The following is a 22204-nucleotide window of genomic DNA, read 5'->3' as shown; positions in this document are numbered from 1 at the left end:
GCCTGCCTTGGCGCAGTCGTCGATGCCCGGGTAGGGCGGACTCAGTCCGGGGCCGAACCGCGGGAGTCCGATGGGGACTCCAGCGGTTCGAAGGAACCGGAGAACGGACGAGAGGCGCCTTCGGCCCGCTCGGGGAGCGGTCCGATGCGTTGCAGCACCTCAGGTTCGTGGTCGGAGCCGAGCTCGTGCTCGGAGAACAGCACGTCACGCGTCAAATCCGCGCCCGCCTTCTCGGCGAACGACGCGAACAGGTGCAGCGACGCTTTGTTGTCGGGGGTCACGGTCGCCTCGATGAAGCGAACCCCTTGCGCGCGCAGGGAATCGACCACGTGGCCGAGCATGCGCGATGCCAGTCCGCGGCGGCGGAAGTCCGGGCCGACGGCCACCTGCCACACGAACAGCGTGTCGGGCGCGGCCGGGCGCCGGTATCCGGTGATGAACCCCGCCATGCGGTCGCCCTCGCGGGCGACGACGCTGGTGTCCGCGAAGTCGCGGCACCACAGCAGGTAGGCGTACCTGCTGTTGACGTCGAGTCCGCCCGCGTCCGCGGCGAGTTCCCACATCGGGGTCCCGTCTGCGGCGCTCGGGCGGCTCAGGTCCAGCGACCGGGGGTCGTCCGTTCCTCTGACCTGGGTGCCGGAAACCCGAGGGCTCGCGGCACTTGCGTCTGCGGATGGCATGACAACGACCGTAGCAAGGATTGCCACGATTGTTAAGGCCAACGAAACATTATTGTGAAGTTCTGTCAGCGAGCGTCTAGGATGCGTCCTCGTGCTCGATGGTCTCGGATACGTGCGGACCTGGGGTTTCGAGCGGCTCCAGGCCTGCGCGCTCGGTCACGGCCCGGCGCAGGGCCAGCTCCGGGTCGACCCCGGCGGCCCGGGCGGCGGCGACCGCGGCGAGGAGGAAGTCCCCCACGTCGGCGGCCTCGACCTTGATCCCCTCGGGCAGCTCGGGCAGGTCGAGCGCCTCGCCCTGGTCCTCGAAGCGCTCGATCACCTTGGCGGCCAGCGCGAGTGAGGGGAGCTGGCGCGAGACGCCGTCTGCCGGGTGGTCGCGGTGGGGCTTCTCGGCGGCCTTGGCCTCGTTCCAATGCCGGTACAGGTCTTCGGGATCGGCGTCGCCCCACACGTGGGGGTGGCGGCGCACGATCTTCTCGACCAGGTCGCCGGCCACGTCGTCGATGTCGAAGTCCTCGGCGAGCGAGGCGTGCAGGAGCGGTTGGAAGAGCAGGTCGCCCAGTTCCTCGCGGAGTTCGTCGGGGTCGTCCGCGGCGATCGCGTCGAGGACCTCATAGGACTCTTCGAGGAGGTAGGGGCCGAGGGTGGCGTGGGTCTGGGCGCGGTGCCAGGGGCAGCCGTCCTCGGCGTGCAGGCGGGCCACGGCCTCGACCAGGTCGAGCAGGCGCGCGCCGGGCGGATCCCAAGAGCCGTAGACGATGTCGAGTTCGATCTCGCCGCCCGCGACGTATTCGGCGAGGGCTTCGCGCAGTTCCTCGTCGCCTTCTTCGCCTACGATCCATACGCCGCCCGCTTCGAGGAATTCGGCGGCGTCCTCGACGAGGTCGACGTCTATCCCCGCGTCCCGGACGGCCTCCACTGTGGGCGATTCGTCGAACGCGGCGACGGCTTCGGCCTCGTGGAGGGCGTCCCAGGCCTCGACCGAGAGCAGTCCGGCGGGGATGCGGGGCGAGGTCAGGAGCCAGGTGACGGTGCTCAACGCTGCGGCACCTCGACGGGGAAGATCGAGGGGAGCGGGCTGAGGTCGAAGTCGCCGTAGCGGGGGTTGACGGCGATGTCGTACTCGTCGACGTAGGCGGCGAGGTCGTCGGTGAACCCGGCGAGCATCTGGAGGTCGGTGACGGTGGCGCCGGCGAGCCCGGGGTCTTCGGCGGCGGCCGCGACCAGGGCTTCCATCTCCGCTTGGGTGAGCTCGCGCGGTTCGGAGGCGGTCATGATGGCCTCGTAGTACCCGGCGGCCTCGAGATAGAGCTCCTCGAACTCGTCGGCGGCCCCGGCGGTGTCGACCGGCCCGAGGTCCGCGGCCCGCCCGAGTTCGGCGTACAGCACGTAGATCACGGCCTGCTCGCGGTCCTCGGCGAAGTCGTGGATCGCGAGGTCCTCGCCCTGCTCGACCCGAAGGTCCACGATGCCCTCGACATACCCGTCGATGACGTCCTCGGAGACGCGCTCATCCCCCACGAACATCGCCGCACCCTGCTCACTCCCGCAGGCCCCCAACGAAACCAACCCAACAGCCGCCACAGCGACCAACCGCGAACCACGCACGACGAAACCCCTTCGATTCAACTGCCCCTGTGACCCTAACCTCACCTCCGCCTCCCCCACAATCCGCCCACCCCCGGTCGCGCGAGAGCAGTTCCGCTGGGTGGGCGGGGTATTGACGGTTGTTCGGGTTTCTAGTATTCCTATGGGAGTAGTCTGCTTTCGTGAAAGGACGTGCCCCGTGAGCAGTGATGGTTCCTCCACCCCGGAGAAGGCCGGTAGGACGGCTGTCAGTGAGGATTGGGCGGCGGTTGTCGTTGGCCTGGTCTTGCTTGCCCTGGTGTTGATCGGTGTCATTCCCGAAGGGGTGATTCCGTAATGGCCGAAGAGACCGTGCGGCCGAAAGAGGCCGCTGAAGAAGCCCCTGAAGCGGCCGAAGCGCCGCTGAAGGAAGCCCCGGAGTCTGCTGACCCGCAGCCTGAGGAAGTGGAAGTCGCCGAGGAGGACGCGCCCCGTGCTCCTTGGGGGTTCGCCCTGGTCGGCGTGCTCATCGTGCTCGTGCTCGGGGCCGCGACGCGGTACCTGGAGCAGAACGTGCCCGAGTGGGCGGCGGGGACCTCGTTCGCCGACTTCGCCTCGGCCGTCGAGTATCCGGTGTACGCGATCGTGCTGGGACTCCTCGGCGGCTTGATCGTGACGCTCACCGGGTTGCGCGACAAGGTCTCCGGCGGGTTCCGGACCGAGTTCTTCATCAAGACCGGTCTGGTGCTGCTGGGCGCCTCGATCAACCTGTCGGTGATCGCCCGGGCCGCGGGGCCCGCGATCGCCCAGGCGCTCATCGTGGTCACCTCGGTGTTCTTCTTCACCTGGTGGCTCGCAGGGCGACTGGGCGTGGACGAGAAGCTGCGGGCGCTCCTGTCCTCGGCGGTGTCGATCTGCGGCGTGAGCGCCGCGATCACCGCCGCCGGAGCGGTGCGCGCGCGGCGGGAGCAGTTGGCGTACACCGCGAGCCTGGTGATCCTGTTCGCGCTGCCGTCGATCTTCCTGCTGCCGTGGCTGGCCGAGACGCTGGGCCTGTCGGCTCCGGTGGCCGGTGCCTGGATCGGCGGCAACATCGACACCACCGCGGCCGTGGCCGCGGCGGGCGCGCTCGTCGGCGAAGAGGCCCTCCAGATCGCGGCGGTCGTCAAGGCCACCCAGAACGTGCTCATGGGCCTGGTCGCCGTCGCGCTCACCGCGTACTTCACGTACAAGGTCGAACGCAAGCCCGGCGCGGCCCGCCCCGGGCTCGGTGCGCTGTGGACCCGGTTCCCGAAGTTCGTGCTCGGGTTCGTGCTCGCCTCGGTGATCGCCACGCTGTACCTCAACTCCGCCGGCGACGCCGGCGCGGCGACCATCGGGGTGGCGAACGACCTGCGCACCTGGTTCCTCATCCTCGCGTTCGTCTCGATCGGGCTGGAGTTCCGCCTGACGCGGCTGCGCGAGGCCGGATGGAAGCCCATCGCGGTCTTCGGCGGCGCGGCGGTGTTCAACCTGCTGATCGCGCTCGGCGTGGCCTCGATCCTGTTCCGCGGCTTCGAAGTGTGACCCGCCGCGGCCCGGCCGAGAGGCCGGGCCGCGGTTCAACGACGCGGGCGGGGACGGCCCCGGGCCTGGTCCTGCGCGTAGCGCTCGTACCAAGGGGCCCAACCGCCTTGACGCGACCACTGCCGGGCCTTGCGGGTCGCGAGCCCTCCGACCACGCCCGCGGCCAGCGCGATCCAGATCGGCGAGAGCACGTACGTGGGGACCGTCCCGTAGGTCTGGTCGAGCCCGGCGATCCCGATCACGGTGTTCACCAGGACGAACACGACCGCGGTGGGCCGGGCCCACGGGCGGCCGGAGCCGAGGGCCAGAACTGTTGCGACGTAAGGGATCGTGAGGATCACGACCGAGGGGATCACCACGAAGATGGGGAACCCGCCGCCGATGCGCACGGCGTCGGCGAGGTCGGCCATGAACGGCACGTCGGAGGTCTGGGCCTCGCCCCATTTGAGCAGGCGTGGTCCGAGGCCGATGCTGGTGGAGACCACCATGAAGTACTGGAAGACCATCAGGACCTGGGCGAGGTCGACCGCGTGGGGCTTGTCGTAGAGCGGAGCGGTGTCTGAGCTGTTCATGGGGCACTCCTATGAACGAGGTGCCTTCGATTCTACGGTGAATCCGCCCTCAATCGCGGTTCGATCCGGGGCGGACCCTGGCCCAGCGCCAGACCGGGTGCGAGACGAGGAGCCCGACGCAGGCCAGGTCGAGGAATCCGGCGAGCTTCCCGAGCGGCGGGGCGGCGAGCCAGGCCCCGACGTCGGCCAGGAGGAGCATCGCCGGGACGCCGGTGGTGATGATCGCGAGGAACCAGGCCCAGGCCTGGCGGTGCCAGATCGCGAAGGCGTACAACAGGAGCAGCGAGGCCGCGACCACCGCGAAGGTGAGGAACGCCGGGCTGGTGTAGCCGAGGCGGCGGCAGTCGGGGTCGTGCGGGCCGCACGCGAAGTACTCGGGGATGAGCACGGCCATGAAGTCGAGCCAGCTGAGCACCAGCAGGACCATGAGGACGCGGACGGTGAGCGGCCGGGGCTGCGCGGGCGCGGTCATGTTCCCTCCCGGGACGCCGATGGTCCGTCGATGATGGCATGTCGGGGAGGCTCGGTCGCGCAGGCGCGGGGCGACACCCGCGCGCAAGCGCCTCGAAGGCAACTGTTTCCTTGGGGGCGTTAGCATGTGGACGATCCCTGTATCCACCCGCAATTGAACAGAGTTGGAGCGTTCCTCGATGAAAGCTCAGATGCGCACGGCCACGCGCCGCGTCGTCATGTCGATCCTCGCCGTGACCCTCGGCGTGGTCTCGGCGACCTTCCTCATCGCCTCCCCGGCCGCGGCCGTGGGGCCGTGCGGCTCCTCGTACGGCCACATCGGACACTACGCGGTCAACCACGCGACCAAGGGCACCGTCGCCTACATCGACGTGTACTACTCCTCCAGCGCCAAGCGCAACTGCGCGGTGCTCAACGCCACCGGCGAGACCTACGGCTTCAACGGCCGCAAGGGCGTCATCATCTGGGCCGAGGGCTACTACGACAGGTACGACCAGGACGACAAGGACTACTCGTACTACGCGGGCCCGGTGTACACCCCTGCGGGCGTGAACATGTCGGGCCGGTGCCTGAACGTGGAGGGCATCGTGGAGACGCGCAACGGCTCCTACGCGACCGGCCAGCGCTACAAGGTCCACTGCGGATAGACCGCAGGTCCCGGCCCGCCGCGGCGGGCCGGGATCCTCTCATGCTTCGGGCACCACGTCGGTGATGAGGTCGGCGCACCACTGGAGCAGCGCGAGGCCTTCGAGGGGCTTGCCGCCGATCTTGGACGTGGTCGGGCGCGGGACGCTGATCAGGCCCGCGGCGTCCTTGTAGTGGGCGTCCGGGTAGTGGCGGCCCAGACGCAGCTGCCTGGAGTCCGGAAGCTCCACTGTGGAGAACCTGAGGTTCTTGCCCTGCACGGCCACGTCGGTGAGGCCGTGGGCGCGGGCCAGAAGCCTGAAGCGCGCCAAGTGGAACAGGGTCTGGACCTGATCGGGCGCGGGCCCGTACCGGTCCTCCATCTCCTCGCGCACCTCGTCGAGCTCGGCCGCGTCGTGGACCTCGGAGATCTTGCGGTACATCTCCAATCGCAGGCGCTCGACCTCGATGTAGTCGAACGGGATGTTCGCGTCCAGCGGCAGCTCGACCTTCACCGGCGCCGGGGGCTCCTCGCCGCCGCCCTTGAACGAGGTCACGGCTTCGCCGACCATCCGCAGGTACAGGTCGAACCCGACGTCGGCGATGTGCCCGGACTGCTCGGCGCCGAGCAGGTTCCCCGCGCCGCGGATCTCCAGGTCCTTCATGGCCACGTACATGCCCGCGCCCAGCTCGGAGTGCTGCGCGATCGTCGCCAGCCGCTCGTGCGCGGTCTCGGAGAGCGGCTGCTCGGGCGGGTACAGGAAGTAGGCGTAGGCCCTCTCGCGCGAGCGCCCGACGCGGCCGCGGATCTGGTGCAGCTGCGAGAGGCCGAGGAGGTCGGCGCGCTCGACGATGAGCGTGTTGGCGTTGGGGATGTCGATGCCGGACTCGATGATCGTGGTCGAGACGAGCACGTCGAACTCGCCTTCCCAGAAGCCCTGCATGATCCGTTCGAGCTCGGTCTCGCTCATCTTGCCGTGGGCGACGGCCACGCGGGCCTCGGGGACGAGCTCGCGCAGCCGCGTCGCGGCCCGGTCGATCGACTCGACGCGGTTGTGCAGGTAGAACGCCTGCCCGTCGCGCAGGAGCTCGCGGCGGATCGCGGCGGCGACCTGCCGGGCCTCCCACGCGCCGACGTAGGTCAGGACCGGGTGGCGCTCCTCGGGCGGGGTGGCGATCGTGGACATCTCGCGGATGCCGGTCACCGCCATCTCCAGGGTGCGCGGGATCGGCGTCGCGGACATCGTGAGCACGTCCACGGCGGTGCGCAGGGCCTTGAGTTTCTCCTTGTGCTCCACCCCGAACCGCTGCTCTTCGTCCACGATGATCAGTCCGAGGTCCTTGAACCGGGTCTCGGCCTGGAGCAGCCGGTGGGTGCCGACCAGGATGTCGACCTCGCCCGCGGCGATGCCCTTCTGGATCTCGGCGGCCTCCCGCGTGGACTGGAACCGCGAGAGCTGCTTGATCTTCACCGGGAACTGGCCCATGCGCTCGACGAAGGTGCTGTAGTGCTGGCTCGCCAGGAGCGTGGTCGGAACGAGGACGGCGACCTGCTTGCCGTCCTGGACGGCCTTGAACGCGGCCCGCACGGCCACTTCGGTCTTGCCGTAGCCCACGTCGCCCATCACCAGGCGGTCCATGGGGACGCGGGCCTCCATGTCGGACTTGGTGTCCACAATGGCCGACATCTGGTCGGGGGTCTCGATGTAGGGGAACGCGTCTTCGAGCTCGCGCTGCCAAGGCGTGTCGGCGCTGAACGCGTGCCCCTCGGCGGCCTGACGCGCCGCGTACAGCTGGATGAGCTCCGCGGCGATCTCGCGCACGGCCTTGCGGGCCCGGCGCTTGGTCTTCTGCCAGTCGGTGCCGCCGAGCTTGTGGACGGTCGGCTGCTCGCCGCCGACGTAGCGCGTGAGCTGGTCGAGCGAGTCGGTCGGCACGAACAGGCGGTCGCCGGGCTGGCCTCGCTTGGACGCGGCGTACTCGATCACCAGGTACTCGCGGTCGGCCCCGCCGATGGTGCGCCGCACCAGTTCCACGTACTTGCCCACGCCATGCGCGTCGTGGACCACGAAGTCCCCAGGGGACAGTTCCAGCGGGTTGACCGAACCGCGGCGCTTGGCGGCCTTGCCTTTGCGGGGCTTCTGGGCCGCGAGGGCCTTGCCCCCGGCGATGTCGGCGGCCGTGACGGCCACCAGACCCGAAGCGGCGTCGGCGAAACCGAGCGCGAGCGTGCCGGTGCAGGCGACCACTTCGCCGGGCCGGAACGACTCCGGGACGGCCTCCAGGTGAGCGCCGATGCCTTCGGAACGCAGTTGCTCGGCCGCCCGCTCGGCCCCGCCGAGCGCCGGATAGACCACCGCGACGGCGCGGCCCTCGCCGGTCCAGGCCCGCATGTCGGCCACGAGCTGTTCGGTGTTGCCGTGGTAGCGCGGGGTTTCGGTGATGCCGAGGTCGACGGTGATCGAATCGTCGTCCACCGATCCATAGTGGAGCGGTTCACCGGTGATCGCGGCGAGCTCGGCCGCCGTCTCGTCCTCGTCGGGGGCCACGGCGAACGGCGAGATCGTCCACCAGCGCTGCCCGGCCGCCAGAGCCGCGGTGCGGGCCTCGGCGAGGTCGTGGAAGTTGCCGCCGCCGAGGTCGACGGGCGCTTGGGCACCGGCCGCCGCCGCGGCCCAGGAGGCCTCCAGGAACTCGTTGGAGGTGGCGACCAGGTCGAGCGCTCGGGTGCGGATGCGCTCGGGCTCGATCGCGACCACCAGCGCGTCGGGGGGCAGGACCTGCTGGAACAGTTCCAGACGGTCGGGTCCGGCGAGGGCCGTGAGCAGGGACTCCATGCCTTCGACGGGAATGCCTTCGGCGAGCTTGGCGCACATCTCGGCCAGGCCCGGGTAGGTCTCGCCGAGGTCGGCGGCCCGCTCGCGCACGTCCTCGGTCAGGAGCAGTTCGCGGCACGCGACGGCGCGCAGCTCGGGGACCTCGTCGAGGGAACGCTGGTCGGCCACCGAGAACTCGCGGATCGAGTCGACCTCGTCGCCGAAGAACTCCAGGCGCAGCGGGTGCTGCGCGGTGGGCGGGAACACGTCGAGGATGCCGCCGCGCACGGCGAACTCGCCGCGCTTCTCGACCAGGTCGACGCGCTCGTAGGCGAGTTCGACCAGGTGCGCGGCCAGGGCGGTCAGGTCGGTCTCGTCGCCGCGGCGCAGGTGCACCGGTTCGAGTGCGCCGAGGCCTTTGAGCTGCGGCTGGAGCGCGCCGCGGACGGGCGTGACGATGACACGCGGGACGTCGCCGGCGTGGATGCGGTGCAGGAGTTCGAGGCGCGCGCCGACGGTGTCCGAACGCGGGGAGAGGCGCTCGTGCGGGAGGGTCTCCCAGGCCGGGTAGAGCGCGATGTCGTCCTCGGCGATGAAGGACGCGAGCGACTCGGCCAGCTCCTCGGCCTCGCGGGAGGTCGCGGTGATCGCGAGCACCGGCCCGGCGGCGTGGGTCGCGGCCTGGGCGAGGGCGAGCGGGCGCGCGCCGGGCACGGCCACGACGTCGACCTGGCGTCCCGAATCGGCGGCCAGCTCGGCCAGCCGCGCGAGCTTCGGGGAGGCGGCGGCGGCCGCGAGCAGGTGTTCCAGCTTCGGCTGCGGGTGGTTTCTGCCTTCGGACATTCGCGGGCTCCCTGCGCGGTGTGCGTGCTGCGGGCACGACGGACGGCCGGAGACATTCCCTGGCGGGGATGCTCCGGCGATCGGTCGAGTCTACCTCGGGCGGGCCCGGGGCCCGCCCGCTCGGCGGCCTACTCGGACGCGCCCCGCCCGCCGGTCTCGAACAGGAGGTCCTGGATCTCGGGCAGGTTGTAGAACATGCCGATGACGACCAGGACGGTGAGGATGGGCAGGAGGATGCGGTTCTCCTCCTTGCCGCCCGCGCGGATGGCCACGTTCTTGGGCAGGCCGATGTCCTTCCAGCGGGCGCCCTTGATCGGGACGGGGAAGATCAGCGGCGAGCCCATCTTGGTGATCATGTCGCCGAGGATGTGGATGAAGCAGCCGATCCCCATGGCCAGGCCGAGGATCCAGTAGTCGCGGCCCTCGGGCAGGAGCCGGTACATGCCGTACGAGGAGGCCAGGGCCACGCCGGTGGTGACCATCCAGCCTTTCTTGGCCACGGTCTCGGCGAGCAGGCCGCGCACGGCCAGACCGGTGAGCACGAACAGGATCGCGATCACCGCGGGTTTCCCGAACTGGGCGGCCAGGTACCCGGTGCCGAGGCCGACCAGCCCCGCGTGGACGGCGGTGTGGGTGAAGGTGCGGTGGCCGTTCTTCCGCTTCTTGTCCTTTTTGGACTTGGTCAGGAGATAGAACCAGTAGCAGAGGCGCTCCACGATCTCGGCCACGAACAGGGAGGCCACACCGAACGAGCGGGCCACAGTGGACCCGCCCTTGTTCTCGGTGACCTTGCCCGCGCAGTCGATGTCGGGGTAGAGGGCGGCGCCTGAGCAGACGATGGTGCCGACGACGAGTTCGGCCGAGGACTGGTCGATGCCGAACGCGATGTCGGCCACCGCCGATCCTGCGAGCCACAGGGCGGCGCCTGACATGGCGTGGGTCGGGCCCATGACCATAGCGGGGACTCCTTCAAGGGCAGTTCTGAGAGCACGGTCGGGGAGAGATTGGTGAGACTATCCCACACGCGCACGACACTCGCGGTCCCAAGGGGGACGAAACGCCAGTCCCGCAACGTCATTCGCGTATCGGTCCGATCACGAGGAGACCCAGGTCGACGCGGTCGCGCTATGGTCGAGGGGTGTTCGACTCCGCCCAGACGGCCGCCTACCTCAAGCGCGTCGGCGTCAAAGCTCCGCGCCGTCCCACGCTGCACGCCCTGCGGCGGATCCACCGCGCCCACGTCGATGCGATGCCGTACGAGAACCTCGACATCCAATTGGGACGGTCGATCAGGATCGACGCGGACGCGCTCCACGCCAAGCTCGTCGAGGGCGGCCGGGGCGGGTACTGCTACGAGCAGAACGGGACCCTCGCGCACGCGTTGGAGGCCTTGGGTTTCGACGTGCGGCGGGTCCTCGGCGGCGTGGCCGTCGAGACCGAGGGCGAGGGCAACTGGTGGAACCACATGCCGCTGGTGGTGCGGTTCCCCAGTGGCGAGGAGTACCTGGCCGACGCCGGGATGGGCACCGGGTTCCGCGACCCGCTCCCGATCCGCGACGGCTCGTACCGGGTGGGCGCGTTCAACTTCGGGGTGTGGAGCCTCGGCGAGGACACGTGGCGCTGCTCGATCGACCCGCGGGTGGCGAACCTGACGTTCGACTTCGAGCTCGCCTCGCGGCGCGTCGAGGAGTTCGAAGAGCGGTGCCTGAAGCTCTCGACCTCGGCGGACTCCCCGTTCGTGAAGACGCTGACCGTGCAGCGCCCCACCGAGACCGAGATGTGGGTCCTGCGGGCCCGGACGCTCACGGTCTTCGATCCGCGCCTGCCCGAAGGGAAGTCGGTGCGGGTGATCGCCGACCGGGACGCGTTCGGCGAGCTCCTGCGCGGCGCGTTCGGTCTCACGCTCACCGCCGACGAGGTGGACGGCCTGTGGGCCAAGGCGGTCGAGCAGCACGAACGCAAGCTCGCGGAGGCTTCTTCCTAGACCGAGTCGGTGACGGCGTTGCGGTCGAGGGCCTCGCGCAGCGCGGCCGAGAGCGGGAGGCCGCCGCGTTCGGCCAGTTCAAGCGCCTGTCGCCAGTGGCGGCGGGCCTTCGTTCGGTCTCGTCTTCGCCAGGCCACGTGGCCGAGTCCGGCGAGGGTGTGCGCCTCGCCCACGCGGTCGCCGGTCTCGCGGTAGATCGGGAGCGCGGCGTCGAATTCGTCTGCGGCCGCTTCGAGATCACTACGGGCCAAAGCGGTCTCAGCGAGGCCGCGACGGGCGTCGGCCTCTCCGGCGATGTCGCCGATGTCGTGGCAGGTGTCGAGCGCGCGCCGGTAGCGGCGTTCGGCGCGGTCGAGGTCGCCGCCGCGCAGGGCGACACCGGCGAGGCCTCGCACGGCGTAGGCACCGCCGCGGCGGTTGCCGATCTGTTCGCAGAGGTCGAGGGACGCTCGGTAGCCTCGCGTGGCCGCGTCCAGGTCGCCCTGTTCGGCGAGCACGTCGGCGTGAGCCCTCATGCCGTAGGCCTCGCCGAGGCGGTTGCCGATGCGACGGCATATCGCCGTGACCGCTTCGGCCTGGCTCGCGGCGGCGGTGAGGTCGCCGATGGTGAGGGCGATTTCGGCCAGGCCCCAGAGGGCTTCGGCCTCGCCCACGGGATTGCCGACTCCCCGGTGGATCGCCAGCGCGGCCCGGTAGCGTTCGATCGCAAGTGGATAGTCGTCATTGGAGGAGGTCTGAGCCAGGCCGCGAAGCGCGTCGGCCTCCCCGGCGCGGTCGCCGAGGGCGGCCCGCAGACGTCGCGCCTGTGCGAAGCCTTCGGCGGCGATCCGGAATCTGCCGGTCAGGCGGTCGAGTTCGGCCAGGCCCGCGAGGGCGTCGGCCTCCCATGCGAGCGCGCCCGATCGGCGGGCGAGGCGCAGCAGGCGCTCATTGCAGATCCTGGCCTCGTCGTAGTGGCCGAGAGTGCGCAGGCTGCGATTGAGGAGGTTCGCGAGTTCGGCCACGGCCTCGTCGTGGCCTGAGACGTGGAGGCAGGCGAGGAGGTCGGCGCGGTCGGCGTCCAGTGGGTCTTGCCCGGATTCGAGGCGAGTCCGGTAGTGCCGCAGGAGGCTCGCCACCGCCGCGTGCTGGCCGCTGGCGGGGTCCTCGCGATTGGCGAGGTCGATCGCGAGGGCGCGGACGGAATCGTGGAACTCATATGCGCCTGCGGGCCTTCGCAGGAGCAGACTCTCGTCGAACAGCCGGGTCAGCTCGCGGTCTATTTCGGACACAGAGGCGTCGGCGAGGGCGGCCACGTCGGCGGCGGTATACCTGCGCCCGGGGTGGATGGCGAGGAGTCGGAACAGGCGCTGGGCTGGTTCGGGGAGGCCGTCGTAGGACAGGGCGAGCACCGGTCCACTGTGCTCGGCCGGTGGAATCCGGCGCAGGCGTTCGACGTGGTCGCCGATCCCCCACTCGGGTCTGCCCTCCAGTTGGCGCCCGACGGCCGCCAGTTCCAGCGGAAGGCGTCTGCACAGGTCGACCAGGGCGAGGGCCGCTTCCGGTGCGGCGTCGAGGCGCCCGGTGCGGTCGTGCTCGCGGAGCAGGTCCACGGCCTCGTCCGCGGTCACGACGTCGAGCGGGATCCGAGTGGCCGCGGCGAGATCGGTGAGCCTGCGGCGGCTCGTCACCAGGGCCACGCAGGGCGTGCCGCGCGGCAGCAGCGGCTCGACTTGGGCGGTGTCGGCGGCGTTGTCGAGGACGATGAGTGTCTCGCGGGAGGCCAACTCGCCGTGGAGGAGTGCGGCCCGGGCCGCCGGGCTCAGGACGTCGATCCGGCGGCCGGGGACGCCGAGGTGGCCGAGGAAGCCGCGGATCACCGCGTCGGGGGCGGCGGGCGGTTCGAGCGGGTCGTAGCCGCGCAGGTCGGCCGAGAGGCCCGGGCCCTCGACCAGTCCGGCGTCGGCGAGGTCGCGGGCGGCCTGGTGGGCGAGCTCGGTCTTGCCGATCCCGGCCATGCCTTCGATGACGATGAACGCGGATTCGCCTGCGGCGCGGGCGTTCTGGACGAGGCGCACGATGCGGGCGCGGTCCTCGGTGCGCCCCGTGAAGCGCGGGGTGGGGGCGGGGACGGCCGCTCGGGTGGTGACGATGAGGGAGCGGTCGGCGCGTTCGAGCACCCGATGGCAGGTCTGCTCGAGGGAGGCGAGCGCGGCGGCGTCGAGGCCGAGGGCCCGGGCGATGTCGAGCACGGTGCCGGGACTCATGCGCACCCGGCCGTGCTTGAAGTAGCCGTGGAGGGTCGCGATCGACGGCGCGTCGTCTGGAATGGACTGCGCGCGGCGGTGGGCCCGAATGTTGTCGCGGATACGGCGAAACGGCATCGACCCCGCGGCCGTCCGCAGGTCCCGCAGGAAATCGGCCAGGTCGTCGAGCGTCTGCGCCGTGCCCGGATGTGGATTTGGACGCATCACACCACCAATCGGCGATTTCGGCCGAATACGGCCGAAGAGAAGGGAATGATATCCCGCTCTCGCCGCCGCTACGCAATGGCGTTCGCTCGCCGGGGCCCGCCGCGAGCGGCGGGCCCCGACTCATCCCCATCGGGCCGATCGGCGGCTAGAACTGCACTCCCGCATTCCATCCGGTCTCCCATGAGCCCAGCGGCCTGCATGCGCCCGAGTGGCAGTTCCATTCCACGTACTGCCACTTGTGGACGTATTCCATCGGGGAGTAGTAGTAGCCCCGGAAATAGCCGTTCTCGCAGACGTGGTACCGCTGCGCCTTGGTGACGCCGTTCTTGATGTAGTGGTCGGTCTTGAAGAACTGGCTGTGCGTGGTCTTCTTGAAGAAGAACCCGGAATTGCGCTGATCGGGATTGACACTGACGACGCCCGCCGGGGTCCACTGATTGCCCGCGCAGGGGCCGGACGCAGGCTCCCACCACCCGAGGTAGGCGGTCGCGCCGTCCGCCTGCGCCGCCGATGGGGCGAGGCTGAGCGCCCCGCCCATGACCAGAGCGCTCAAGATCGCGACCATGAGCGCTCTGAGCGCCGTGCGGGACTTCGGTCTCGGTGACGCCGATTGCACTGTCATCTGTCCACTCCTCGGAGCCGTTGTCGCCCCTGAATCGGGGCACGACGACAGCATCCCCGAGCATCGGCGGGTCAGGGCGAATCCGAACGAATCCGAACGGGAACCGCGCTCGCGGCGGGCTCCGGATCTATTCGGCGCGCTGACGCGCCGCCTCGTACAGGGCCACCGATCCGGCGTTGGCGGCGTTGAGGGAGGAGGCCGCTTTGGGGGACATGGGGATTCGGGCGGTGGCGTCGGCGAGGTCGAACCAGGCCTTGGACATGCCGGTGGTCTCGTTGCCGACCACGATGAGGGTCGGGCCCGCGAGGTCGTGGTCGGCGAGGGTCCGCTCGCCCTTCTCGTCGGTACCGACGATGAAGGGCTGCTCGGGACGGGCGCGGGCCCATTCGGCGACCTCGTGGGCCGAGGCGGCGTGGACGACCGGGACGGCGAACAGGCTGCCGGTCGAGGCGCGGACGGCCTTGGGGTCGTAGGGGTCCGCGGCGTTGCGGCCGGTGATGACCACCGCGTCGGCGCCGAAGGCGTCGGCCGAGCGGATCAGGGTGCCGAGGTTGCCGGGGCTGGTCGGGCGGTCGACCACCAGGCCGAGCCAGTCGGGTCCGGTGGTGAGGTCGACCAGGCGCGGCTGCGGGATCTTGACCTGGGCGAGGAGTTCGGGGGCGTCCTCGTCCTTCTCGCCGAGCTCGGCCATGAGCGGGGCCGAGACGGCGAACCGCTCGATGTGCGGCGAGGCGAGTTGCGCTCGGGCCCAGTCGGAGAGGCGCCCTCGGTCGGCGTCGTAGAGCAGGGCCTCGATCGTCCAGCCGTGCTCGACGGCGATCGTGATCGCTCGGACGCCCTGGACCAGGAACGACCCGGCCCGGTGGCGCTTGGTCCGATTGTGCAGCAGGGTCTCCCACTGCTGGAACCGGGCGTTGCGCACGCTCACTCGCAGGGTCTTGGACATGGCTCTCCCGGGTCGGATGGAGCGCCGAACCTACCACGGCCGGTTTCAGGCGAGCACGCACCGACCCTATAGGATATATCCTATAGGGTCGGTGCGGTGCGATCAGCCGGTGTTGCGCAGGCCCGCCGCGATGCCGTTGACGGTGATGAGCAGGGCCCGCTTGAGCTGCGGGTCCACGTCGCCGTCGGCGCCGCCTTCGGAGCGGTAGCGCTTCAGGAGCGAGATCTGAAGGTGGTGGAGCGGCGCGAGGTAGCGGTCGCGCACTTCGAGCGTGCGAGCGAGCTGCGGGTTGGCGTCCAGGAGGCGCTCGCCGCCGGTGAGGGCGAGGGTCTCGGCCACCGTGGTCTCGTGCTCGGCCTTGATCGCGGCGAAGATCGGCTGGAGAGCGGCCGGGACCAGGGTCGAGACGTACTGCTCGGCGATCGAGAGGTCGGTCTTGGCCAGCGTCATCTCCACATTGGAGACGAAGTTGCGGAAGAAGTGCCACTTCTCGTACATCTCGGCGATGTCGTCGCCCAGGCCCGCCGCGCGGGCGGCGGCCAGGCCCGATCCCACGCCGTACCAGCCCGGGACGATCTGCCGCGACTGCGTCCAGCCGAAGACCCACGGGATGGCGCGCAGGCCTTCGAGCCCGGCGTCGGTGTTCGGGCGCTTGGAGGGGCGCGAACCGATGTTCAACGCGCCCAAGAGCTCGGTGGGGCTCACGGCCCAGAAGTACTCGGCCAGGCCCTCGCGGGAGGTAAGGCCCCGGTAGGCGGTCTTGGCGGCCTCCGAGGTCTGGTCCATGACGCTGAACCAGCGGTCGAGCACGGCCGGCTCGTGGCGCGGCTCGCGGTGCAGCAGCGTCGCCTTGAGCGAAGCGGCGACCGTCAGTTCGAGGTTCTCGCGCGCCAGCGCGGGCAGCGTGTACTTGTCGGAGAGGACCTCGCCCTGCTCGGTGATCTTGATGGCGCCGTCGAGCGTGCCCGAGGGCTGGGCCAGGATCGCCTCGTGGGTGGGGCCGCCGCCGCGCCCGATGGTGCCGCCGCGGCCGTGGAAGAGTCGCAGGCGCACGCCGTGCTTGGCGGCGGTGTCGCGAAGTTGCCGCTGGGCGGCCTGGATCGACCACTGGCTGGCGGTGATGCCGGCGTCCTTGTTGGAGTCGGAGTAGCCGAGCATGACCTCTTGGACGTCGCCGCGCGCGGCCACGACGGCGCGGTAGGCCGGGTGGCTGAGCAGCTGGTCGAGGAGGGCGTCGGCGCCGGAGAGCTCGGCGACCTCTTCGAGGAGGGGCACGAAGCCGATGTCGGCCCTTCCGCGCGCGACGTCGATGAGCCCGGCGTCGCGGGCGAGGATGACCGGGGCGAGGACGTCGGCCGGATCGTGGGTCATGGAGATGATGTAGGACTCGACGATGTCGGCGCCGAACTGGGCCTGGGCGTCGCGGATCGCGGAGAACACGTCGAAGGTCTTGCGGTTGGCCGAGGTGAGTTCGACGTTCGCGGGGGCGAGGGGCCGCTGGCCGGAGAGTTCGCGGGCGAGGAGTGCGCCGCGCTCGGCGGCGGTGAGGTCGGCGTAGGGCTTGTCGAGTTCGCCGGTGGCGTCGTAGAGCTCGGCGAGGACGGCGTGGTGGGCCTCGGAGTGCTCGCGGACGTCCATGGTGGCGAGCTGGAGGCCGAACGCGCCGACGGTGCGGATGACGCGGTCGAGGACGCCCTTGGCGGGCAGCTGGCCCCGCTGGCGGGCGAGGGAGTCGCGCATGACCTGGAGGTCGGCGAGGAGTTCGCGGGCGTCGGCGTAGTCGAAGCCGGGCCGGTGGGGCAGGCTCGCGGCGTGGCGGGTGCGGGTGTTGGCGAGCTTGGCCTCGATCGCGCGGGCCTTGAGGCGGTAGGGCTCTTCGGCGTAGTTGCGGAAGTAGCGGGCGGGGATGGCCCCGTCGAGGAGGTCGAGGTCGGCCTTGACCGAGTCGAGGAGTTCCTGGGAGGCCGGGCGCACCGACTGGGAGACCGAGAGTTCGTTGATGAGCCCGGCGACGGCGCCTTCGGCGGCGGCGATGCCGTGCTCGTGCTGCATGAGCAGGACCTGCTTGGTGACCTCGGGGGTCACGAACGGGTTGCCGTCGCGGTCGCCGCCGATCCAGGTGCCGAACTTCAGGGGCGCGTTGCCCGGGCGCGGGCTGCCGCCGAGGTCGGTGAGGGTGGCGTTGAGGTCGGTGAGGACCCGCCCGGCGGCGTCGCGGTAGAGGTCGGTGAGGTAGTAGATCGCGTTGCGGGCCTCGTCGGTGGGCTCGGGCTTCTCGACGCGCAGTTCGTCGGTCTGCCACAGCAGGTCGATGATCTCGGCGAGGCGGGAGTTGACGGCGTCGACGTCGGCCGAGCCGAGGACGGCGCGCTCGGCGGTCTCGGCGTCGAGGAGGTCGGCGATGCCTCGGAGCTTGATGAGGATCGAGCGGCGCGCGGCCTCGGTGGGGTGGGCGGTGAAGACCGGGCGGACTTCGAGGCGCTCGGCCGCGGCGGCGATCTGGTCGGCGGGGATGTCCTCGGCGGTGATCTCGGCGCGGGCCTGGGAGAGCCAGCCGCCGTGCTCGGCGCGGGATCGGCGCATCTCGCGGGCGCGGTGGACCTGCTCGGTGATGTTCGCGAGGTGGAAGTAGGTGGCGAACGCGCGTGCGAGGTCGACCTCCTCGTTCACGTCGAGCTTGGCCAGGCGGGAGGCGACCGCTTCGGGCTGGTGGCGGACCAGGCCGCGTACTTCCTCGACGAGTTCGAGGAGCTGGGGACCCTCCTGGCGGACGAGCGCCTGGCCGAGGAGGTTGCCCAGGCGCCGGATGTCGCGCCGCAGGGGCTGGTCGTCGGTGCCGCTGGAGGAGTCGAAGTAGTCCATCAAGGTCTCCACTGGAGGTCTGGGCGAACCCTGCGGGTCGCTCGCGCCGACGCCCTTGTCCGCGGTCAGTCACTGTGCACTAGTGCTCTATGGCGCTGTCAGCGTAACTTACCGGTAATGGCCGCGCCACTTTCCGAGTCCGGCATGCGGGACGGTGCCGTATCGGGGTGCGCTCGGCGGGTGATGCGGGTGACGGGGTCGTGGCTTACCCTGGTGCGACCGATATCGATGCCGCCCCGACCGGTTGCTTTGCGAAGGGATCCCGACCGCTGATGTCTGACTGGGTACTGCCCGAGGAGATCCTCGCCGAGGCGCCGAGCCACACTCCGCTTCCGCATGAGCTGGCCGATCTCGAACTGCTGTTGTACGGAGCCTATGCGCCGCTGCGCGGGTTCATGGGCGAGGCCGAGGCCCGCTCGGTGACGCGCACGGGCCTGTTGCCGGACGGGACGGCGTGGCCGGTGCCGGTCACGTTGGACGTGCCGGTGGCTACGGCGCGGCGTCTGGACGACCCCGACCCGAAGCGGCGTGTGCTGCGGATCACCGACCCTGAGGGCGCGCCGGTGGCGGCCGTGGAGTGCCATTCGCTCGACGCGCTGGGCCCGGACATGGTGCGCGTGGGCGGGCCGGTGCGGCGGATCGCGGACGCGGCGCACGGGGTGTTCACGGGCCTGCGGGCCACGCCCGAGCAGGCGCGCACCACGTACACCAAGCCGCGGGTGCTGGCGCTGGTGGCCGACAAGCCGCTCCATCGCCCGCAACTGGCGCAGTTGGCGCGCGCGGCGCACAACCTGGCCGCCCACGTGCTGGTGATGATCCCGACCGGCGACGAGACGAACGGCGACCGCGACCTGCGGCTGCCCACGGCGGCGCTGGTCAGGTCGGTGCTGGCGGCGAAGGACCGGCTGCCGACGGCCACGGTGCTGACGGTGCCGCTGTCCAAGCGCGGCGACCGGCTGCGCGACGGCCTGCTGACGGCGAAGGTCGCGGCCGCGTACGGCGCCACGCACCTGATGACCGGCCCCGACGGGCTCGGCGGGGGCGACGGCGTGCGCTCGATGGTGCCGCGCGAGCTGGCGTACGACACGCGGGACGGCCAGTGGCGTCCCATCGAGGACATCGAGCCGCCGTTCCGGCGGATCGCGTTGAGCGAGGCCGAGATCGCCGACATGCTCGACCGCGGGTTCGGGCTGCCCGAATGGCACACGCCCCCGAGCGTGGCCCAGGAGCTGCGCAAGGCCCGGCCGCCGCGGCGCCAGCGCGGCCTGGTGCTGTTCTTCACCGGCCTGTCCGGTTCGGGGAAGTCCACGATCTCGCGCGGGGTCCACGAGTCGCTCCTTGAGGACGGGACGCGCACGGTGTCGCTGTTCGACGGCGACGTGGTCCGCCGCCTGCTGTCGAGCGGGCTCGGGTTCAGCCGCGAGGACCGCTCGGTGAACATCCGCCGGATCGGGTTCGTGGCCGCCGAGGTCGCGCGCCACGGCGGGATCGGGGTGGCCGCGCCGATCGCGCCGTACGAGGCTGACCGGGCCGAGGCGCGGCGCATGGCCGAGGCCGCGGGCGCCGACTTCGTGCTGGTGCACGTCTCGACCCCGCTCGAAGTGTGCGAGTCGCGGGACCGCAAGGGCCTGTACGCGAAGGCGCGCTCGGGACAGATCCCGGAGTTCACCGGGATCTCCGACCCGTACGAGACCCCGCCGGACGCGGAGTTGACGATCGACACCACCGACATGACGGTCGGCGAGGCCGTCGAGCAGGTCCTGGAGTTCCTCTCCGAGGGCGGCTGGCTGGAGCCGATCGGGCTCCGACTCGCCTGAGCGACATGAGGAAAGGCCCCGGACTCCGGTCCGGGGCCTTTGCCGTCACAACAGGGTGGACCAGTAGTCCCAGAACCCGGTGCCCACGACCATGATCACCGCCGCGTAGAGGAGGGTCAGGCCGATCCAGTGGTAGCGCAGCAGGTCGTCGACCGCGTCGCGCCAGTCCGCACCGACCGGGATCGCGCCCGAGCGGAGGTTGTGGACCGTGGTGAACCACGAGATGGGCAGGACGACCGCCCACACGACCATGCACCACGGGCACAGGACGCCGATGTTGTAGACCGACTGGAAGATCAGCCAGCACACGAACACGAACCCGGCGAACGTCCCCAGGTTGAACGCCAGCGCGATCCAGCGCGGCAGGCTCACCCGCGACAGCAGCAGGACCCCGGTGAAGACCACGAGCGGGAAGGCCGCGAGCCCGATGATCGGGTTGGGGAAGCCGAACACCGAGGCCTGCTCGGTGTTCATGACGGTGCCGCAGGACAGGACCGGGTTGAAGTCGCAGGAGATGACGTGCCCGGGGTCGATGAGCGAGGCGATGCGCTCGTAGGTGAGGTCGAACGCGGCCGCGAGCCCGATGAGGCCGCCGATGAGCAGGACGAGCCCCGTAGTGGTGCGGCCTCTGGTCTCGGTTCGGGTCTCGCCGAAGGCCTCGTCCATGTGCGCCTCCAGGGTGTGCTTCGCGGTTGCCGTCGTGGTGATCACGTAAGGCTAACGACGCCGGGCGGGGTGGAGTTGCGCTTCTTGGGCCGATTGTGACGGTTCAGGCCCGCAGCGACTGCCCGCCGTCGACCACGAGCGTCTGCCCGGTGACGTAGGAGGCCGAAGGCGCGCACAGGAACACCGCGGCGGCGGCGACCTCTTCGGGGGTGCCGGGGCGGCCGATCGGGCCGTCGAGTCCCTTTTGGAGCTCGGGCACGGTCGAGGAGCCGGTGCGGATGAACCCGGGGGCGATCGCGTTGACGGTGACGCCGTCGGCGACCACTTCGGTGGCGAGGGCCTTGGTCAGGCCGGTGACCCCGGCTTTCGCTGCGGCGTAAGCGGCTTCGGCGGGGACGGCGTTGACCACGCCCGCGGTGGCCGCGATGTTGACGATGCGGCCCCAGCCGCGCTCGGCCATCGACTGCACGAACGCGCGCGAGACCAGGAACGCGGTGTCGAGATTGCGGGCCAGCTCGGACTGCCAGTCGGCGTAGGAGAGCTGCGCGACCGGCTTGACCACGGCCGGGTCGGTCTTGGAGGTCAGACCGGCGTTGTTGACGAGGATGTCGACCTCGCCGAGCGCCTCGGTGACCGCGTCGGCCAGGCCCCCGACCTCGGCCTCGTCGGCCAGGTCGGCCACGAACCCGACCGCGTCGATCTCCCCCGCCCGCTCGTGGATGCGCTTGGTGGTGGACACGATCGCGACGTGGGCGCCCGCCAGGCGCAGCCGGGTGGCGATCGCGAACCCGATCCCGTCGGTGGCCCCCGCGCCGGTCACCAGCGCGATCTTGCCCGCGAGCGAGTCGAGCTCCTGGAGGCGGCCGCGCTGGGGGTCGGCCGGATTGGCCGGGTTGGCCTGGTTGCCGGAGGCGAGGTCGATGACGTCGGCGAGGCCGCGTTCGGCTGCGTCATCAGCGGTGTCGTCGGCGTCGAACGGGGAGTCGAATGCGTCAAGGCCCAGGCGCGGTTCGTTCATTGACGCAGTCTCTCACGGCGGATGGAAAACGCACCACCGCCGGGCCGAACGGTGTCGAACCGCGCCTTCCGGACGACCCGGTCGGGTGAGGACGTGCGGGGTGCGTTGCGGCGTGCGACCATCGAAGGATGGAGCCCGAGACCGGCCCGGTCCTGGTGGCGCTGGCGCGAAGCGCGGTGGCGACCTCGTTCGAGGCCGAGGTGCCCGACGCGGCGGCGCTGCTGGCGCGCTTCCCGGCGCTGGAATCGCTTGGGCGGCGGGCGGCCACGTTCGTGACCTTGGAGCGCGACGGGCGCCTGCGCGGGTGCATCGGTACGTTGACCGCGTTGCGGCCCTTGGGTGTCGACGTGGTGCGCAACGCCCGCTCGGCGGCCCGCGACCCGCGGCTGCCCGCGGTGGTCGAGGCCGAGGTGCCGCATCTGGTGGTGACCGTGACGGTGCTGACTCGCCCCGAGCCGATGGGCGTGACATCGTTCGCGGAGCTGTTGGGGGCCTTGCGTCCCGGCGTCGACGGGCTGGTGCTGCGCGACGGGGCGGGCAGACGCGCGACGTTCCTGCCTTCGGTGTGGGAGCGGCTGAGCGAGCCTGAAGGGTTCGTGACGGCGTTGCTGCGCAAGGGAGGCTGGGGTGTCGGCTCGGCGTTGCGGTCGGCGGCCTGGCCCGAGGGCCTGACCGCCGACCGGTACACCGGAGCGTCC

General features: G+C 70.7%; 18 protein-coding genes and 1 pseudogene. 6 read left to right on the top strand and 13 right to left on the bottom strand.

The window, feature by feature from the left end; all coding sequences use genetic code 11:
* Positions 1-41: 41 nt before the first annotated feature.
* From ectA to AB0B28_RS08690, 3 genes are all read right to left on the bottom strand, one after another.
* The gene (gene ectA, locus AB0B28_RS08700) at positions 42-680 is read right to left on the bottom strand and encodes a diaminobutyrate acetyltransferase (protein ID WP_360118696.1); all 639 of its coding nucleotides are present in this window, start codon (positions 678-680) and stop codon (positions 42-44) included.
* A gap of 76 nt (positions 681-756) precedes the next feature.
* Positions 757-1719, bottom strand: a complete 963-nt coding sequence (locus AB0B28_RS08695) for a MazG family protein (RefSeq protein ID WP_360118694.1) — start codon at positions 1717-1719, stop codon at positions 757-759.
* Positions 1716-2207 (bottom strand): hypothetical protein, encoded by a 492-nt coding sequence (locus tag AB0B28_RS08690; protein WP_360118692.1) that lies wholly within the window; start codon positions 2205-2207, stop codon positions 1716-1718. The genes AB0B28_RS08695 and AB0B28_RS08690 overlap by 4 nt, the downstream gene beginning before the upstream one ends.
* A gap of 259 nt (positions 2208-2466) precedes the next feature.
* Between AB0B28_RS08690 and AB0B28_RS08685 the strand changes: the two genes are divergently transcribed.
* Both AB0B28_RS08685 and AB0B28_RS08680 read left to right on the top strand, forming a co-directional pair.
* On the top strand, positions 2467-2604 hold the full coding sequence (locus AB0B28_RS08685) for a hypothetical protein (RefSeq protein ID WP_360118690.1): 138 nt from the start codon (positions 2467-2469) through the stop codon (positions 2602-2604).
* Positions 2604-3812, top strand: coding sequence for a putative sulfate exporter family transporter (locus tag AB0B28_RS08680; RefSeq protein ID WP_360118688.1), 1209 nt, complete (start codon positions 2604-2606; stop codon positions 3810-3812). The genes AB0B28_RS08685 and AB0B28_RS08680 overlap by 1 nt, the downstream gene beginning before the upstream one ends.
* Positions 3813-3847: 35 nt before the next feature.
* On the opposite strand, the gene AB0B28_RS08675 is transcribed toward AB0B28_RS08680, so the two are convergent.
* On the bottom strand, positions 3848-4384 hold the full coding sequence (locus tag AB0B28_RS08675; RefSeq protein ID WP_360118686.1) for a hypothetical protein: 537 nt from the start codon (positions 4382-4384) through the stop codon (positions 3848-3850).
* Between the two features lie 49 nt (positions 4385-4433).
* Entirely contained in the window at positions 4434-4856 is a 423-nt protein-coding gene (locus AB0B28_RS08670; RefSeq protein WP_360118684.1) for a hypothetical protein, read from the bottom strand.
* A 178-nt stretch (positions 4857-5034) separates the two neighbouring features.
* Between AB0B28_RS08670 and AB0B28_RS08665 the strand changes: the two genes are divergently transcribed.
* Positions 5035-5502, top strand: a complete 468-nt coding sequence (locus tag AB0B28_RS08665; protein ID WP_360118682.1) for a hypothetical protein — start codon at positions 5035-5037, stop codon at positions 5500-5502.
* Positions 5503-5541: 39 nt separating this feature from the next.
* On the opposite strand, the gene mfd is transcribed toward AB0B28_RS08665, so the two are convergent.
* Both mfd and AB0B28_RS08655 read right to left on the bottom strand, forming a co-directional pair.
* A complete protein-coding gene (mfd, locus tag AB0B28_RS08660; RefSeq protein ID WP_360118680.1) occupies positions 5542-9138 on the bottom strand; it encodes a transcription-repair coupling factor in 3597 nt (1198 codons plus the stop codon).
* A 128-nt stretch (positions 9139-9266) separates the two neighbouring features.
* Complete coding sequence (locus tag AB0B28_RS08655; protein ID WP_360118678.1) at positions 9267-10088, bottom strand: metal-dependent hydrolase; 822 nt, start codon at positions 10086-10088, stop codon at positions 9267-9269.
* Between the two features lie 188 nt (positions 10089-10276).
* Between AB0B28_RS08655 and AB0B28_RS08650 the strand changes: the two genes are divergently transcribed.
* Positions 10277-11122: an arylamine N-acetyltransferase gene (locus AB0B28_RS08650; RefSeq protein WP_360118676.1), complete on the top strand. Its 846-nt coding sequence runs from the start codon at positions 10277-10279 to the stop codon at positions 11120-11122.
* Here AB0B28_RS08650 and AB0B28_RS08645 read toward each other — a convergent pair.
* From AB0B28_RS08645 to ppc, 4 genes are all read right to left on the bottom strand, one after another.
* The gene (locus AB0B28_RS08645) at positions 11119-13572 is read right to left on the bottom strand and encodes a tetratricopeptide repeat protein (protein WP_360118674.1); all 2454 of its coding nucleotides are present in this window, start codon (positions 13570-13572) and stop codon (positions 11119-11121) included. The genes AB0B28_RS08650 and AB0B28_RS08645 overlap by 4 nt on opposite strands.
* 148 nt (positions 13573-13720) lie before the next feature.
* Positions 13721-14197, bottom strand: a complete 477-nt coding sequence (locus tag AB0B28_RS08640) for a hypothetical protein (protein WP_360118672.1) — start codon at positions 14195-14197, stop codon at positions 13721-13723.
* Positions 14198-14324: 127 nt separating this feature from the next.
* Positions 14325-15143 (bottom strand): TrmH family RNA methyltransferase, encoded by an 819-nt coding sequence (locus AB0B28_RS08635; protein WP_360118670.1) that lies wholly within the window; start codon positions 15141-15143, stop codon positions 14325-14327.
* Between the two features lie 102 nt (positions 15144-15245).
* The gene (gene ppc, locus AB0B28_RS08630; RefSeq protein WP_360118668.1) at positions 15246-18005 is read right to left on the bottom strand and encodes a phosphoenolpyruvate carboxylase; all 2760 of its coding nucleotides are present in this window, start codon (positions 18003-18005) and stop codon (positions 15246-15248) included.
* A 269-nt stretch (positions 18006-18274) separates the two neighbouring features.
* On the opposite strand from ppc, the gene cysC reads away from it, so the two are divergent.
* Positions 18275-19822, top strand: coding sequence for an adenylyl-sulfate kinase (gene cysC, locus AB0B28_RS08625; protein WP_360118798.1), 1548 nt, complete (start codon positions 18275-18277; stop codon positions 19820-19822).
* A 45-nt stretch (positions 19823-19867) separates the two neighbouring features.
* Here cysC and AB0B28_RS08620 read toward each other — a convergent pair whose 3' ends face one another.
* Both AB0B28_RS08620 and AB0B28_RS08615 read right to left on the bottom strand, forming a co-directional pair.
* Positions 19868-20533: a vitamin K epoxide reductase family protein gene (locus AB0B28_RS08620; RefSeq protein ID WP_360118666.1), complete on the bottom strand. Its 666-nt coding sequence runs from the start codon at positions 20531-20533 to the stop codon at positions 19868-19870.
* Between the two features lie 58 nt (positions 20534-20591).
* Positions 20592-21506: an SDR family NAD(P)-dependent oxidoreductase gene (locus AB0B28_RS08615; RefSeq protein WP_360118664.1), complete on the bottom strand. Its 915-nt coding sequence runs from the start codon at positions 21504-21506 to the stop codon at positions 20592-20594.
* 128 nt (positions 21507-21634) lie between these two features.
* On the opposite strand from AB0B28_RS08615, the pseudogene amrA reads away from it, so the two are divergent.
* Positions 21635-22186, top strand: a pseudogene (gene amrA / locus AB0B28_RS08610) (AmmeMemoRadiSam system protein A); the annotation flags it as partial.
* Between the last annotated feature and the right edge of the window lie 18 nt (positions 22187-22204).

This window comes from Glycomyces sp. NPDC046736 (genome assembly GCF_040645615.1).
Classification (GTDB): domain Bacteria; phylum Actinomycetota; class Actinomycetes; order Mycobacteriales; family Micromonosporaceae; genus Glycomyces.
This window is presented reverse-complemented; position numbering and strand designations above follow the sequence as displayed.

Excerpts from the sequence above, each read along its gene's own strand:
- ectA (WP_360118696.1), bottom strand. The coding sequence starts at position 680 with ATGCCATCCGCAGACGCAAGTGCCGCGAGCCCTCGGGTTTCCGGCACC.
- AB0B28_RS08690 (WP_360118692.1), bottom strand. The coding sequence starts at position 2,207 with ATGTTCGTGGGGGATGAGCGCGTCTCCGAGGACGTCATCGACGGGTAT.
- AB0B28_RS08680 (WP_360118688.1), top strand. The coding sequence starts at position 2,604 with ATGGCCGAAGAGACCGTGCGGCCGAAAGAGGCCGCTGAAGAAGCCCCT.
- AB0B28_RS08675 (WP_360118686.1), bottom strand. The coding sequence starts at position 4,384 with ATGAACAGCTCAGACACCGCTCCGCTCTACGACAAGCCCCACGCGGTC.
- AB0B28_RS08670 (WP_360118684.1), bottom strand. The coding sequence starts at position 4,856 with ATGACCGCGCCCGCGCAGCCCCGGCCGCTCACCGTCCGCGTCCTCATG.
- AB0B28_RS08665 (WP_360118682.1), top strand. The coding sequence starts at position 5,035 with ATGAAAGCTCAGATGCGCACGGCCACGCGCCGCGTCGTCATGTCGATC.
- mfd (WP_360118680.1), bottom strand. The coding sequence starts at position 9,138 with ATGTCCGAAGGCAGAAACCACCCGCAGCCGAAGCTGGAACACCTGCTC.
- AB0B28_RS08655 (WP_360118678.1), bottom strand. The coding sequence starts at position 10,088 with ATGGGCCCGACCCACGCCATGTCAGGCGCCGCCCTGTGGCTCGCAGGA.
- AB0B28_RS08645 (WP_360118674.1), bottom strand. The coding sequence starts at position 13,572 with ATGCGTCCAAATCCACATCCGGGCACGGCGCAGACGCTCGACGACCTG.
- AB0B28_RS08640 (WP_360118672.1), bottom strand. The coding sequence starts at position 14,197 with ATGACAGTGCAATCGGCGTCACCGAGACCGAAGTCCCGCACGGCGCTC.
- AB0B28_RS08635 (WP_360118670.1), bottom strand. The coding sequence starts at position 15,143 with ATGTCCAAGACCCTGCGAGTGAGCGTGCGCAACGCCCGGTTCCAGCAG.
- ppc (WP_360118668.1), bottom strand. The coding sequence starts at position 18,005 with ATGGACTACTTCGACTCCTCCAGCGGCACCGACGACCAGCCCCTGCGG.
- AB0B28_RS08615 (WP_360118664.1), bottom strand. The coding sequence starts at position 21,506 with ATGAACGAACCGCGCCTGGGCCTTGACGCATTCGACTCCCCGTTCGAC.